This is a genomic window from Halorientalis salina, from assembly GCF_005049285.1.
Taxonomy (GTDB): domain Archaea; phylum Halobacteriota; class Halobacteria; order Halobacteriales; family Haloarculaceae; genus Halorientalis; species Halorientalis salina.
In genome coordinates this window covers 366,076-378,402 of record NZ_SOSC01000001.1, presented here as the reverse complement: position 1 = coordinate 378,402, position 12,327 = coordinate 366,076, and the positions used below count along the sequence as shown (strand labels likewise).

Sequence of the window (12,327 nt, the reverse complement as noted above, 5' to 3'; positions counted from 1 at the left end):
TTCAGGCGTCGAGACCGACGGTCAGTACGGGGACGGGCGACGTCTCGACGACGCGCTGGGAGACGCTGCCGACGACGTTTCGCTCGTAGTTGTCGCCGCTGGTGCCCATCACGACGAGGTCGATGTCGGACTCCTCGACGTAGTCGACGATACACTCGGCCGGGTGGCCCACGTCGACGGCCGCGGTCGCGTTGATGCCCTCCTCCTGGGCGTTCGTGACGGCCTGATCGACCGCGTGAAGCGCGTCTTCTTCCAGTTCGTTTCGGACTTCCTCGACGCGGTCGTCGTCCAAGACCAGGAAGGCGCGGTCGTCGACCACAGAGAGGACGTGCAGCGTCGCATCCCGCGTTCGCGCGATATCGATGGCGTGTTCCCCGACTCTGTCGGCGTGATCGCTCCGGTCCGTGGCGAAGAGAATCGATTCGTACATCTACACGCCATTACTCGTAAGGGGGATAAAAAGCAACATATCTCTGGTCTCAGTTCGTGAAAACGTGTGGGGAGCGTACTGGTCGATCGATACGTTGGCGGAGTCCACTCTGGTGGGGCGCGCACCGTCGGAGATCCGGCTGTCGAAGGAAAACGGTTTTGGGACCCGACCGCGCACGCCGCACCATGCGCGTCTCGGTCGTCCTCTGTACGCACACGCTCGACCGCTACGACGCTTTCACCGAAGCGGCCGAGAGCGTCCTCGACCAGACGTACGAGGACACCGAACTCGTCCTCGTCAGCGACGGGAACGAGGCCGTCGCCGACCGGTTCCGCGAGGACTACGGCGACCGCGGTGACGTGGTGACACACTGTAACGACGAGAACGTGGGCCTGCTGGAGAGCCGGAACAACGGCGCGAGGGTCGCAACTGGCGACGTGGTGGCGTTCATCGACGACGACGCCATCGCGGACTCGGAGTGGATCGCGGAACTCGTCGAGACGTACGAACGCGAGGACGCCCTGGCGGCGGGCGGGAAGATGACGCCAGCCTGGGTCGCCGGCCGTCCCGGGTTCCTGCCCGAGGAGTTCTACTGGCTCGTCGGCGTCACGCACCGGGGGTTCGCCGACGGGGCGGGCGAAGTCCGCAACACGTTCGGCTCGAACATCTCCTTCCGACGGGACGTGTTCCTCGAACTGGACGGGTTCGATACGGACATCGGCGGCCGACAGGGCGACAAAAACCTCCAGGGCGGCGAAACGGAGCTCTGTGCGCGCCTCGCCGACGAGTACGGGAATGGGGTGTACTACAACCCGGAGGCCCGCGTCGCACACAAAGTCTACGAGTACCGAACGGACCCGTGGTGGCTGCTGGATCGGGCGTTCTGGCAGGGCTACTCGAAGCGCGGGATGGAGTACCTCGTTCCCGACTCGACCGGGGAAGAGTCGGCCTTCCTCGGCGATCTCCTGTTCGAGTTCGCCCCCGAACGCCTCCGCAACCTGGTTCGGGGACCGAGCGTCGAGCGGCTCACGCAACTGGTCATGCTGTTCGTCTTCACCGCGGTCGTCGGGTTCGGCTATCTCTACGGGGCGACGAAGTACAACTCCCTCCGGGGGGCCGGTTCGTGACCGGTCGCTCCGTCCTGTGGCTGACGCCGGACAAGCCCGACGACATCAGTGTCGGGCGGGACCGAATCGCGACCCATCTCGAAAACGAGGGTTTGACCGTCGAGGTCCGCGGGACGACGGCGATGACCGTGGCGAAATCCCTTCGTGAGCGGGGCCGGTTCGACGTGGTCGTCGGTACGACTCGACTGGGGGCGATCACCGCACTCTGCGTCTCGAAGGCCCACGGGATTCCACTCGTCGTAGACCACGTCGATCCGATCAGCCAGCTCCGGGAGACCGAATCAGCGCCAGTCGTCGCACTGGTCGAACGCCTCGAAAACCTCGCGTTCAGGCTCGCCGATCACGTCTTCTACGTCTATCCCGAGGAAGCCGCACGGATACAGGCGCGGGCGTCGTCCTCCACCGAGACCGACCTCGGCGTCGACTACGACCGATTCGCCACCCCCGACGAGTCGGTCGTGGACGCCGCCCGCGAGCGACTGGGGACCGTCCCATCGAACCTGGCGGTGTACGTCGGGGGACTGGAACCGATGTACTCGGTCGAGGCCATGCTCGAGGGCGTGGCGTGCCTCGACGACTGGACGCTCGTGGTGGCGGGAGCCGGGTCGCTTGAACCGCAGGTGGAAGCCGCTGCCGAACGTTCGGTGGAGATTCGGTTCCTGGGAACAGTGCCACACGAGGAGGTTCCGGGGCTCTTGCAGTTAGCGGATGTGGGCCTCTCGCTGGTCGACGACCCGCACACGCTGAAAGTCCTGGAGTACGGGGCGGCGGGGCTGCCGGTCGTCCAACTCGCCGGCAGGGCCGAATCACGGTTCGGGGGCCTCGTCGAGTACTGTACGACCGATCCCGAATCCGTAGCCGGCGCGATCGAGCGGGCGGACCGATCTGGGAAGGGGCAGGCGTTACAGACGTATGTCGCCGGGTTCGACTGGAGAGAGATAACGAGAGACTATGTCCTGGCTCTGGAAAGCATTACGGCATGACAAAGTCCATGCTTCAGCGATTGGTGCATAGAAAAATATTCCTTCTCCGGCACAAGCATCGGATGTATGACCGATATCGTCCTCGTTACCGTCGATTCTCTCCGTGCTGACCACGTGGGGTGTTACGGGTACCACCGAGAGACGACACCGACCATTGACGACTTGGCGGCAGAAAGTCGACGGTTCACAAACGCGTTCTCTCACGGCTGCTCGACGCGGCCGTCCTTTCCCTCGATTCTCACCTCGTCCTACGCGCTGGGTCACGGCGGATTCCATCAACTCTCAGCTGACCGGACGACGCTCGCGGAGTCGCTCTCCGAAGCAGGGTACGAGACTGCTGGCCTTCACTCGAACCTCTATCTGTCGGCTGACTTCGGCTATGACCGCGGGTTCGACCGGTTCTACGATTCGAAATCCGACCCTTCACTTCTCGCGCGTGCTCGACAAGCCATCAAGACCCACGTCGACAACGACAGCCAGATTTACCAGTTCCTCCAGACGGCGTTCAACGCCACTGAGCGCCGTGCCGGCGTCGAACTCGGCTCGGCGTACGTCTCCGCCGATGAGATGACCGACATGGCCCTGGAGTGGGCCGAAGAGATGGGCGACGGGCCGCGTTTCCTCTGGGTTCACTACATGGATGTCCATCACCCGTACACGCCGCCCGCCCAGTACCAGCGGCAGTTCCGAGACGACTCGGTTGACGACGAGCGCGCTATCCGACTGCGGCGGAAGATGCTCGAAGATCCCGAAGGCGTCACCGATGAGGAGTTCGAGGCCATCGTAGACCTGTACGATGCGGAAATTGCGTTCATGGATGCCGAAGTCGACCGGTTGCTGACCGGCGTCCGCGACACCTGGGACAGCGAACCGGTCGTGGCATTTACGGCCGACCACGGCGAGGAGTTCCTCGACCACGGGCAGTTCAGCCACGCAGCAACGTTCTACGACGAAGTACTACACGTTCCGCTCGTCGTCGACGATGGAGAGACGGGAGGTAAGGTCGACGGCATGGTCGGACTACTTGACCTCGCACCCACCCTCGTCGATTACGCTGACGCGCCGACGCCAGCTGCCTTCCAGGGGACGAGTCTCGCACCAGGCAGTGACCACGACCGCAACCGCGTCATCGCAGAGTGGGCCGACTACGACGAAGATGACCGCCGGTTCGGTCTCCGGACGACAGACTGGAAGTACGTCCGCATGGAAGACGGCGAGGAACGCCTGTTCGACCTCACAGACGACCCGGACGAAACACGAAATGTCGCCGGAGACTATCCCGACGTTCGCGCTGACTTCGCGGAACAAATCAATGACCACGCCCAGCGCGTCGGTACCGAAGCGGTCACAGCCGAAATGGACGAGCAAGTGGCACAGCGACTCCGGGACCTCGGCTATCAGGAGTAACGACCCCGTTTGCCGCGCTACCGCTGTCGCACGCGGTCCCAGACGTCAACGTGCCCGGCGACGCACTTTTGATTGTAGGTGACCATTTTTTCCCGGCTCTGGGCCGCGAGCGACTCCCGGTGGTCGTCGTCGGTGACGAGTCGGTCGAGCGCATCGCGAACGCCGTTAGGCGTTGGAGGACAGATGTCGCCAGCGTCTCCAACCACGTCGGGGACGCCGACTGCGTCACCACCGACTACGGGTAGTCCTGCAGCCTGCGCTTCCAGCACCACGGTCGGATAGGCGTCGAGGAAACTCACGTATACGAATCCGTCCGCGCTCGCGAACTCGTCTTCGACGGCGTCGACGAAACCGAGGGCCTTGACGCGGTCCGCAAACTCATAGTCCTCGAGAAACGCGTGCAGTTCGTCCAGATACTGGCCACCGCCAGCCACCCGATATCGCAGGTCCGGACGTTCCGCAAACAGTGGGCGGAGGGCACGTAATACCGTGAGTACGCCCTCGTATTTCTCCTCGTATCGGAGATTCGTGACAGTGAGAAGGTCGAACGTTCCCCGTTCGGTTGCTTGCCCGGTCCCGTAGCGGTCGACGTCAACAGGTCTGCCGACGACAGAGTACCGGTCGACCGGATACTGTGCCCGGAACGTCTTGCGTGCAGTGTCGCTGATGAAAATCGTCTCGGACGCCTGGCGGAGGGCAAGTCGCGTGCGCGCACGAATACTGGCGTCTTTGAACCAGCCGTACTGACCGTGGGCGTTCGTGTAATCGGCCCAGCCGCGAATCGCGGCGACGAGTGGCACGTCGAAGAGAACTGACGCACCGGTGGCGAGCATCCCGTTGACAATGAGTTCGTCCGTCTGAACCAGGTCGAAATCACGGGTCCTGAGCGCTCGAACCCGGTGCGAAACGGGAACTCGCGAGACGACTTCGACGTCGTAGGACGGATGATCTCGCGAGGCGATTCGGGCTAGGGTTTCCGCGTACGATTTGTTCGTATGGAGGAGGAGGACCCGAACCACGTTACATTTCCCTCATAAATCGAAAGGTAGCCGTTTCAGACTTGAACCTGTCGGTGCCGAGTAGTCGAAAGTGATTTATCCGCAGTTCAGGATTGATACGCACATCCTCGATGCTAAAGAAGCTACAGTACGCCGTCAACGAGATCGCGGCGAATTACGACCGTCCGACTTGGTGGCAAAACAGAGCAGCACATCGAATCGTCGGCCCGCTCCAGTCGCGATTCCACGAGCACGACGGTATTCACGTGCTGGACCGAGAGTGGGACACGCTCCTCGTGCTGGACGCCTGCCGTGGAGACCTGTTCGAGGAGATCGCAGACACGAGTACCTACGACAGTTACGAGCGAGTATACAGTGCCGGGAGCGCGACACACGAGTGGGTGAAGGCCAACTTCGGCAGTCCAGCGAAGACTGACTGCGTGTACGTCACCGGCAACCCCGTCGTCTCGCGGCAGGTCGAGACGGCGTTCCATTGCTTTCTGGAGCCCTGGCGAGAGTCGTTCGACCCAGAAATCGGAACGGTTCCACCAGAAGACGTCACTGAGGCGGCGCTGGATGCCCGCGAACAGTTCCCTGAAAAGCGACTCATCGTCCACTACCTCCAGCCCCACTACCCGTTCCTCGGTGCCCCGCACCTGCGCTACGCCGAGTTCAATGGGACCGAGGAAGTGACGGTTGAGGGGGTCAAGCAGGGTGCCACCGATGTCTGGGAGGCGGTGGGACTCGGGTACGAAAACGCCGACGAGGTCTGGGAGGCTTACGGTGACAATCTCCAACGCGTATTAGACGCTATCGAACCCCTTCTTGACCACGAGGGTCGTACCGTCGTAACGTCCGATCACGGAAACAATTTAGGCGAGCGCATGCCTCTGCTTCCAATGCGACTCTATGGTCATCCGACCGGCATTCATCACCCGGCCCTCCGTGAAGTTCCCTGGGCAGTTATCGAGGGGGAGACGGTGGACGAAGGAGACCGGCAGATGACAGCCGACGTCGAGGAGCAACTCCGTAGTCTCGGCTACGCCGACTGACTCCAGTACCGCTGCGAAAACACTTCGTGTGACCGGTCGTTCCAGATTCCACGTTGGTATGTTTGAGAAACAGAATTCCATCGTTCGGCGACTGTTCAAGAGTGGCGTCCTGTTGTTCGCCGGACTCGTTCTCGAACTCGGAATCTCGTTCGTGGCGAAAGTTCTCATCGCACAGTTACTCGGTCGGACCTCGTACGGCGTGGCCACCATCGGCATCACTACGCTGTCGTTTGTTTCCACCATTCTGTTGTTCGGGATGAACACGGGCGTCGGCCGGTATTTGCCGCGGTTCGACGACGAAGCAGACCGAAAGGGCGTCATGGCGTCCGGCCTCCAGGTCGTGACTGGCCTGTCTGTCGGTTGTGCTATCCTGCTGTTCGTATTCGCCGAGCCGTTTGCAACGTATGCTCTCCGTGCGCCGGAAGCGGTCGGCGTCGTCCGAATCGCCGCTCTGGGCATCCCCTTCGCAGCGCTGATGAAATTCACTATCGGGATCGTCCAGGGGCTCCAGCGTTCACTTCCAAAGGTACTCATCAGGAACATCGGACAACCGATTGTCCGCTTTTCGCTTGTCCTCGTCGTGCTGTACTTCGGCCTTGGCGCTGTGGGAATCGTCGGAGCCTACTCGGTGACGTTCGCCGCCGCCGGACTCGCTGGCCTCTACTACGTGGTGACCCGGACGAACCTCCGGTCGTCGGTCACCGCGAACATGCGTCGACGTGAACTCGTCTCGTTCTCGGCGCCGCTGATGCTCACCGCGGCGATGGTGATGGTCCTCTCGTATTTCGACATCTTCATGCTGAGCTACTTTCGCACCTCGGGGGAAGTCGGGAGTTACAACGTCGTGTATCCGCTGGCCGAACTGCTGACGGCTACGCTCTCGGCGTTCAGCTTCATCGCCATGCCTGTCCTCTCCCAGTTACACTCCGACGAACGGACAGATGAGATGGATCGAACCTACAAACTCGTCACCAAGTGGATATTCATGGCAACGCTGCCCCCGGCACTCATCCTCGTGTTCTTCCCGACGGCGTCGATTCGGCTCACGTTTGGCGTGGAGTACGTCGACGGGTCACTAGCACTTGTGGTGCTCGCGCTCGGATTTTTCACCCACTCGGTGGCGGGCCCCAACGTGAACACGCTCACGGCCATCGGCCGGACTCGGGTCGTCATGTGGGACAACCTTCTGGCCGGGGCGACCAACGTCGTACTCAACTTCGCACTAATTCCGGAGTACGGAATTCTGGGTGCAGCCGTCGCCACCGCCGTGTCGTACACAGGGCTGAACGTCCTCTACTCGGCGCAGGTCTATAGAGCAACCAGCATCCATCCGATAACGGCCGCGCTGGTAAAGCCCGCCACGGTGGGCATTTTGTCGATGGCAGGCATCTACTACGTAGTCAACCGATTCCTCGATATGACCGCACCCGTGTTGGTCGGTATGGGCATGGCCTTCGTCAGTATCTACGGCGTCGCAATTCTCGCGCTCGGTGGCATCGAGGAAGAAGAGATAATGCTCGTGTTGAGCTTCGAGGATCGGTTCGGCGTCAACCTCGGCCCCTTCAAGCGCGTTGCGCGGTTGTTCGTCGACGAATAAGTGCGGTGCGCTGCCGAGATACTTCGATGGTGTTCAGCTGTTCGCCAGTTCTCGCATCCACCCGGGGAGCGCACGGCCGAGGTATTGGACAGTGGTCTTACAGGTTCGTTGACTGGGGCGGTACACCGGTCCCAGTTTTTCAGGTAAGTCAACGGCGATGCCGTCGTCACCGAGTTTGTCGAGTCCGTCAACGAGAAGTCTAGCGCTCGCCGTACAGAGGCGACGACGAACCGACCGCCAAGTGTGGGCGTCGTCGACGTCCACCGTCCGTTCGGCAACGATTCCGCCTGCATCCAGGTCTTCGGTGTACCGCTGGAGGGTCACTCCTGCTTGGTCGTCGCCGTGGAGGTACTCCCAGAATCCTGGTGGCCCACCACGATACTCCCGTACGTTCCCCTGATGGACGCCCAACACGCCGTGTTCTGGAGCGGACAGGACTTCACCGGTGAGAATACCGATGCCCCAGTGGAACGCAACATCGGTTCCGGTGAGCGCATCCACGGCCGATGCCGAGAGTTCGCACCGGTGTTCCGATGGCCGTTCGAGACCACAGGTCTCGATGCGTTCCTCGTCTACGGAGTCGATGGTCATGACGGGGACGCGTTCGAGCGCGGGCAGCGGGCCGAGAACGGCGCCGACGAGTTTCTGTCCCGCCGCGACTGGCGTCCAGCACCCTTTCTCTCGGACCTGATCGACGTAGAATCGGAGCCCCTTGTCCGGTGACGCTGGCGACGTCGTTTCGGGAACAAACACGTTCTCGACGCAGCCGGTCCCGTTCCGTTCGACGCGATCGATGGCGTCGACGACCCACCGGGGAACTCGTCGGCTGCCGAGAAGAAGCGCCAGCGAGTGCGACATGGTGATGTTGTCGTAATCAGTAGGTATAAATTCCCGAGATTACCAACTGAACACAGTGAATCGAGCCGTCAGAACGTTACGACGATTCTCTCGGGCTGGGTTACGTGGCCTCCACCATTCGTTCGGCGGTCGAACGCAGCACGGCTTTCGATTTCACACGACAGACATCCGGACCGCACTGAAGCAACTCCGACGTGCGGACCTACACGGTTCAGGCTTCACTGCCAGCAACGTGACGGACCACGGCGAACTGGGGTTCGTCGCCGACCCGTTTCTGCATTCGGTAGGCGACGAACTGCACCTCTTTTTCGAGGTGTTTAGTCCGCTTCGAGACCCGACGGCAGCGATTGGGCACGCAGTGAGCGAGAACCCAGGCCAGGAGTGGACGTACACTGGACTGGCATTGAGTATCGACAGGCACCTGTCCTTTCCGTACGTCTTTGCAGCGGACGGCGAGATATATATGGTCCCCGATATCGCGAACTCGGGGAAGTACAGGGCACCAGCGCGACTGTATTGGGCGAGTGAGTTCCCGCACGAGTGGGAACCCATTGCAGACATCATCACCGGACCGGACAAATACCAGGACACGGTTGTCTTTCAGAAAGGGTCTCGCTGGTGGGCCATCGCGGGAACGGGGGCCAACGACGAAATCAGCGTCTATTATTCGGAAGACCTCACCAAACCCAACTGGACGCCACACCCCGACAACCCAGTCGTGGCGGATCGACCAACCGCTGGCCGTCCCGCAGGTCGTCCCATCGTCACGGACGACGCCATCATCGCGTTTTTCCAGGATTCTACCGGCGAATACGGGAGTGGCCTCCGTGCCTACGAGATTACCACGCTGGATACGTCGACATACGAAGAACGCCCGCTATTCGAGGAACCAGTTCTGGTCGGAACGGGCGGTGTCGGGTGGAACTCCGGTCGTATGCATCACCTCGACCTCAGGATGATAGACGGAGAACTCTACTGTGCGTACGACGGTGACGTCGGTTTCGGTCGCAATCGAGTCAGCGGGTCAATGTGGGCGATCGGCTTTGGGCTGCCGGCAGAATCAGTTCCTTCCGACTGACCGTTACGGTTCGTACGTCGACGTGTCACTTTCGTGTTCCCAGACCAACTCGAAGTAGCGCTGGAGGCCAGCGACGAACGAACCGTTCTCGGTGATCGCCGCTTGGCGCATGTGGAGCGGGATGTCCTTTTCCTCGACGAGGAAGAGGGCGTTGCCGGTCTCGTACTCCATGCTCGGGTCGACGATCGTGCCCCGCCAGGGGAGTTTCGACTCGCTGAACCGCAGGTCGACCGACGGGTACTCGCCAGTCATGCGCTCGACCATCCGTTCCTGTATCGGACGGTTCTCGTCGGAGAGATGTTCGGGGTGAAGAAAGAGAACGTCGACGTCGATACCCCGGTCGAGCGTCTCCTCGAAGGCGGGCCTGACGGCGTCGAAGTACTCGAAGCTCTTGGTGATGACGCGGACGCGTTCCTCGGCGTCGTGGTAGAGTCGGCGGGTCTCCCGCTCGCTGGGTTCCCCGACGTCGACGACGTGGAACAGTTCCTCGGTGGGCGTGATGTCCTCGCTCGCCCGCTCGAAGCGGGGCCGGAACTCCGAGAGGAACGCCTCCCGGTGGTCCGAGAGGTCCTGGCAGAACTGCTCGTAGTCCTGTCGGCGGTTCTCCCTGGCGCGGTCGAGTATCTCCTCGGGGGATTTTGGTTGATACTCTTTGGGTCGGCCCGGAACGATTTCGATGTAGCCCCGATCCGAGAGCGAATCGAGGACGCCGTAGATACGGGCTTTCGGGATGCCGGTCGCCTCCGCGAGGTTCGGGGCCGTCGTCCGGCCGAGCGTGAGTAACTCCGTCAGCGCGGTCGTCTCGTACTCGGTCAGCCCAAGCCGGTCGAATATCCCGGCCGCTTCCTCGGTCATGTCGCCCCGATATGAACCCCCTCCCCCTAAGGGTGCCGAAAGATACTTATCAAAAGAAATCACTACAGTTACTCAGAGATCGAGTAACTATGCCGAGAGACAGGGAACCCGACGACGCGGATCACCTCGCGGACGTCGACGACGGCTGTGGGTGCACGGAGATCTGGGAACACATGAGCGACCAGCGCACCGACGAGTGAGCGGCACGGACGGGTGTCCGACCGAGAACACGGCGACGGAACCGTACCTTTTTGCGAACGTGGTGACCATACCCCGACGATGCCCGACCGCTCGGACGTCTGTGTCCTCATCCCGACGCTGAACGAGGCCGAGACCATCGGCACCGTCATCGACGAGTTCACCTCGCGGGGCTTCGAGGACGTGCTGGTCATCGACGGCGACTCCGCCGACGGGACCAGAGAGATCGCGGCCGAGCACGGCGCACGCGTGGAGATTCAGTCCGGGAACGGGAAGGGACAGGCCGTCCGCGAGAGCCTCCGGTACATCGACAACCCGTACGTCCTGATGCTCGACGGCGACGACACCTACCGGGTCGAGGATGCGGACGCGATGCTCGAACCGCTCTTTGCGGGACGAGCGGAACACGTCATCGGCGACCGGTTCGCCGACATGGAGTCAGGGGCGATGTCGCGGCTCAACCGTCTCGGGAACCGACTCATCAACGGCGCGTTCCGCTGGATCCACGGCCGGAACCTCCAAGACATCCTGAGCGGCTACCGCGCGTTCACGCGGGAGTCGATGGAGCGACTGAACCTGACCGCCTCGGGATTCGGTATCGAGACGGAACTGGCCGTCGAGTGTGTCAAACACGGCGTCAAGACCGAGGTCGTGCCCATCCGCTACGAGGCCAGACCGGACGACTCCGAAACGAACCTCCGGCCGTTCCGGGACGGGGGCGTCATCATTCTGACGCTGTACCAGATGGCCAAGACCAACAACCCGCTGTTTTACTTCGGGAGCGTCGGCGTGTTGAGCACGCTCGCCGGCGTCGCGCTCGGGGCGTACGTGGCTATCGAGTGGATCACGACCCGGACCTCACACGAAGTCATCGCCATCGTGGGGACGCTTGCGATCATCTTCGGCGTCCAGCTGCTGATCTTCGGCGTCCTATCGGACATGATCGTGGCGATCAACCGCGAACAGACCCGGCGTCTGGAGGAACTGGCCGAGAAACTGAGCGAGCAGCAGCCACAGGCCGCCGAGTCAGCGGGAACTCGGGAGACGGAATCCGATTCTTCGGAGGAGCTGACCGCCCCGGGCGAAAGTGCAGAACGGGACTAGAAGGGGACCAGGGCACGCAGTTGCATGAGGATACTGGACGACGCTGATTCACGCATCTCCTCGAAGACCGGGTGGAGGGCGTTGAGCAGTTCCTGCTCGGACTCGAAGTGGGTCTTCCCGGACTGGTCGATGGCCTCGCCGATCGAGACGGTGTTTCCGGCCGCGTTGTACGGGATTTCAGTGTCGCCGAGCGTCCTTCGAATCGTCTCACCGTCGGTCGGGTACTCGACCGCGACCTCCGAGAGGCGTGCGTCCAGCGCCGCGATGCCGAACTCGATGGCATCCGGTTCGTCGTCGTCCTGTTGTGGTGGCCGAACTCCCATTGGTTGAGTCTATCTGCTCGCATCCCGAAAACCCTATCCCTCCCGACCGAGCGCTCGGCAGCACAACGCCTATCCGAGCGGTCGACCTTGGGAGCGACATGACCGATTACACGACGGTCTCGATCCCCACCGATCTGGCCGATCGCGTCGACGAGACTATCGAAGGCACGAGTTTCTCCAGCACCAGCGATCTGGTCCGGTTCCTCCTGCGAAGCATCGTCATCCAACACCAACAGCAGGACGAACTCACGGAGTCGGAGTTCGCTGAAATCGCCGAGCAACTGCAGGACCTGGGCTACCTGGATTAGCTGCCGAGG

General features: G+C 61.9%; 13 protein-coding genes. 8 read left to right on the top strand and 5 right to left on the bottom strand.

Annotated elements, in window-relative coordinates; all coding sequences use genetic code 11:
- Position 1 precedes the first annotated feature (1 nt).
- Positions 2-430: a universal stress protein gene (locus E2481_RS02070; RefSeq protein WP_136715460.1), complete on the bottom strand. Its 429-nt coding sequence runs from the start codon at positions 428-430 to the stop codon at positions 2-4.
- A gap of 185 nt (positions 431-615) precedes the next feature.
- On the opposite strand from E2481_RS02070, the gene aglG reads away from it, so the two are divergent.
- The 3 genes from aglG (at position 616) to E2481_RS02055 (ending at position 3,947) form a co-directional block, all read left to right on the top strand.
- The gene (gene aglG, locus E2481_RS02065; protein WP_136715459.1) at positions 616-1,557 is read left to right on the top strand and encodes a glucosyl-dolichyl phosphate glucuronosyltransferase; all 942 of its coding nucleotides are present in this window, start codon (positions 616-618) and stop codon (positions 1,555-1,557) included.
- On the top strand, positions 1,554-2,540 hold the full coding sequence (locus E2481_RS02060; RefSeq protein ID WP_136715458.1) for a rhamnosyltransferase WsaF family glycosyltransferase: 987 nt from the start codon (positions 1,554-1,556) through the stop codon (positions 2,538-2,540). The genes aglG and E2481_RS02060 overlap by 4 nt, the downstream gene beginning before the upstream one ends.
- 66 nt (positions 2,541-2,606) lie before the next feature.
- The gene (locus E2481_RS02055) at positions 2,607-3,947 is read left to right on the top strand and encodes a sulfatase (protein WP_136715457.1); all 1,341 of its coding nucleotides are present in this window, start codon (positions 2,607-2,609) and stop codon (positions 3,945-3,947) included.
- A gap of 17 nt (positions 3,948-3,964) precedes the next feature.
- Here the strand turns inward: E2481_RS02055 and E2481_RS02050 are convergent, their stop codons facing one another.
- Positions 3,965-4,966: a glycosyltransferase family 4 protein gene (locus E2481_RS02050; protein WP_136715456.1), complete on the bottom strand. Its 1,002-nt coding sequence runs from the start codon at positions 4,964-4,966 to the stop codon at positions 3,965-3,967.
- Between the two features lie 110 nt (positions 4,967-5,076).
- Between E2481_RS02050 and E2481_RS02045 the strand changes: the two genes are divergently transcribed.
- Positions 5,077-5,997, top strand: a complete 921-nt coding sequence (locus E2481_RS02045) for a hypothetical protein (protein WP_136715455.1) — start codon at positions 5,077-5,079, stop codon at positions 5,995-5,997.
- 58 nt (positions 5,998-6,055) lie between these two features.
- The gene (locus E2481_RS02040; protein ID WP_136715454.1) at positions 6,056-7,594 is read left to right on the top strand and encodes a flippase; all 1,539 of its coding nucleotides are present in this window, start codon (positions 6,056-6,058) and stop codon (positions 7,592-7,594) included.
- Between the two features lie 33 nt (positions 7,595-7,627).
- On the opposite strand, the gene E2481_RS02035 is transcribed toward E2481_RS02040, so the two are convergent.
- Positions 7,628-8,452, bottom strand: a complete 825-nt coding sequence (locus E2481_RS02035) for a formyltransferase family protein (RefSeq protein ID WP_136715453.1) — start codon at positions 8,450-8,452, stop codon at positions 7,628-7,630.
- Between the two features lie 232 nt (positions 8,453-8,684).
- On the opposite strand from E2481_RS02035, the gene E2481_RS02030 reads away from it, so the two are divergent.
- A complete protein-coding gene (locus tag E2481_RS02030; RefSeq protein WP_136715452.1) occupies positions 8,685-9,530 on the top strand; it encodes a glucosamine inositolphosphorylceramide transferase family protein in 846 nt (281 codons plus the stop codon).
- A gap of 3 nt (positions 9,531-9,533) precedes the next feature.
- On the opposite strand, the gene E2481_RS02025 is transcribed toward E2481_RS02030, so the two are convergent.
- On the bottom strand, positions 9,534-10,385 hold the full coding sequence (locus E2481_RS02025; RefSeq protein ID WP_136715451.1) for a TrmB family transcriptional regulator: 852 nt from the start codon (positions 10,383-10,385) through the stop codon (positions 9,534-9,536).
- 279 nt (positions 10,386-10,664) lie between these two features.
- On the opposite strand from E2481_RS02025, the gene aglJ reads away from it, so the two are divergent.
- Positions 10,665-11,687 carry an S-layer glycoprotein N-glycosyltransferase AglJ gene (aglJ, locus tag E2481_RS02020; RefSeq protein ID WP_136715450.1) on the top strand — a complete coding sequence of 341 codons (1,023 nt, stop codon included), beginning with the start codon at positions 10,665-10,667 and terminating at the stop codon, positions 11,685-11,687.
- Here the strand turns inward: aglJ and E2481_RS02015 are convergent.
- Positions 11,684-12,010: a DUF5789 family protein gene (locus E2481_RS02015; RefSeq protein ID WP_136715449.1), complete on the bottom strand. Its 327-nt coding sequence runs from the start codon at positions 12,008-12,010 to the stop codon at positions 11,684-11,686. The two genes, aglJ and E2481_RS02015, sit on opposite strands and share 4 nt — an antisense overlap.
- Before the next feature lie 98 nt (positions 12,011-12,108).
- Here E2481_RS02015 and E2481_RS02010 point away from each other — a divergent pair, with 98 nt between their 5' ends.
- A complete protein-coding gene (locus E2481_RS02010; protein ID WP_136715448.1) occupies positions 12,109-12,318 on the top strand; it encodes a ribbon-helix-helix domain-containing protein in 210 nt (69 codons plus the stop codon).
- Positions 12,319-12,327 lie beyond the last annotated feature (9 nt).

What these genes read in the sequence shown, in the direction of transcription:
- aglJ (WP_136715450.1), top strand. Translation starts at nt 10,665, where the DNA reads ATGCCCGACCGCTCGGACGTCTGTGTCCTCATCCCGACGCTGAACGAG.
- E2481_RS02015 (WP_136715449.1), bottom strand. Translation starts at nt 12,010, where the DNA reads ATGGGAGTTCGGCCACCACAACAGGACGACGACGAACCGGATGCCATC.
- E2481_RS02025 (WP_136715451.1), bottom strand. Translation starts at nt 10,385, where the DNA reads ATGACCGAGGAAGCGGCCGGGATATTCGACCGGCTTGGGCTGACCGAG.
- aglG (WP_136715459.1), top strand. Translation starts at nt 616, where the DNA reads ATGCGCGTCTCGGTCGTCCTCTGTACGCACACGCTCGACCGCTACGAC.
- E2481_RS02070 (WP_136715460.1), bottom strand. Translation starts at nt 430, where the DNA reads ATGTACGAATCGATTCTCTTCGCCACGGACCGGAGCGATCACGCCGAC.
- E2481_RS02035 (WP_136715453.1), bottom strand. Translation starts at nt 8,452, where the DNA reads ATGTCGCACTCGCTGGCGCTTCTTCTCGGCAGCCGACGAGTTCCCCGG.
- E2481_RS02010 (WP_136715448.1), top strand. Translation starts at nt 12,109, where the DNA reads ATGACCGATTACACGACGGTCTCGATCCCCACCGATCTGGCCGATCGC.
- E2481_RS02055 (WP_136715457.1), top strand. Translation starts at nt 2,607, where the DNA reads ATGACCGATATCGTCCTCGTTACCGTCGATTCTCTCCGTGCTGACCAC.
- E2481_RS02045 (WP_136715455.1), top strand. Translation starts at nt 5,077, where the DNA reads ATGCTAAAGAAGCTACAGTACGCCGTCAACGAGATCGCGGCGAATTAC.
- E2481_RS02040 (WP_136715454.1), top strand. Translation starts at nt 6,056, where the DNA reads ATGTTTGAGAAACAGAATTCCATCGTTCGGCGACTGTTCAAGAGTGGC.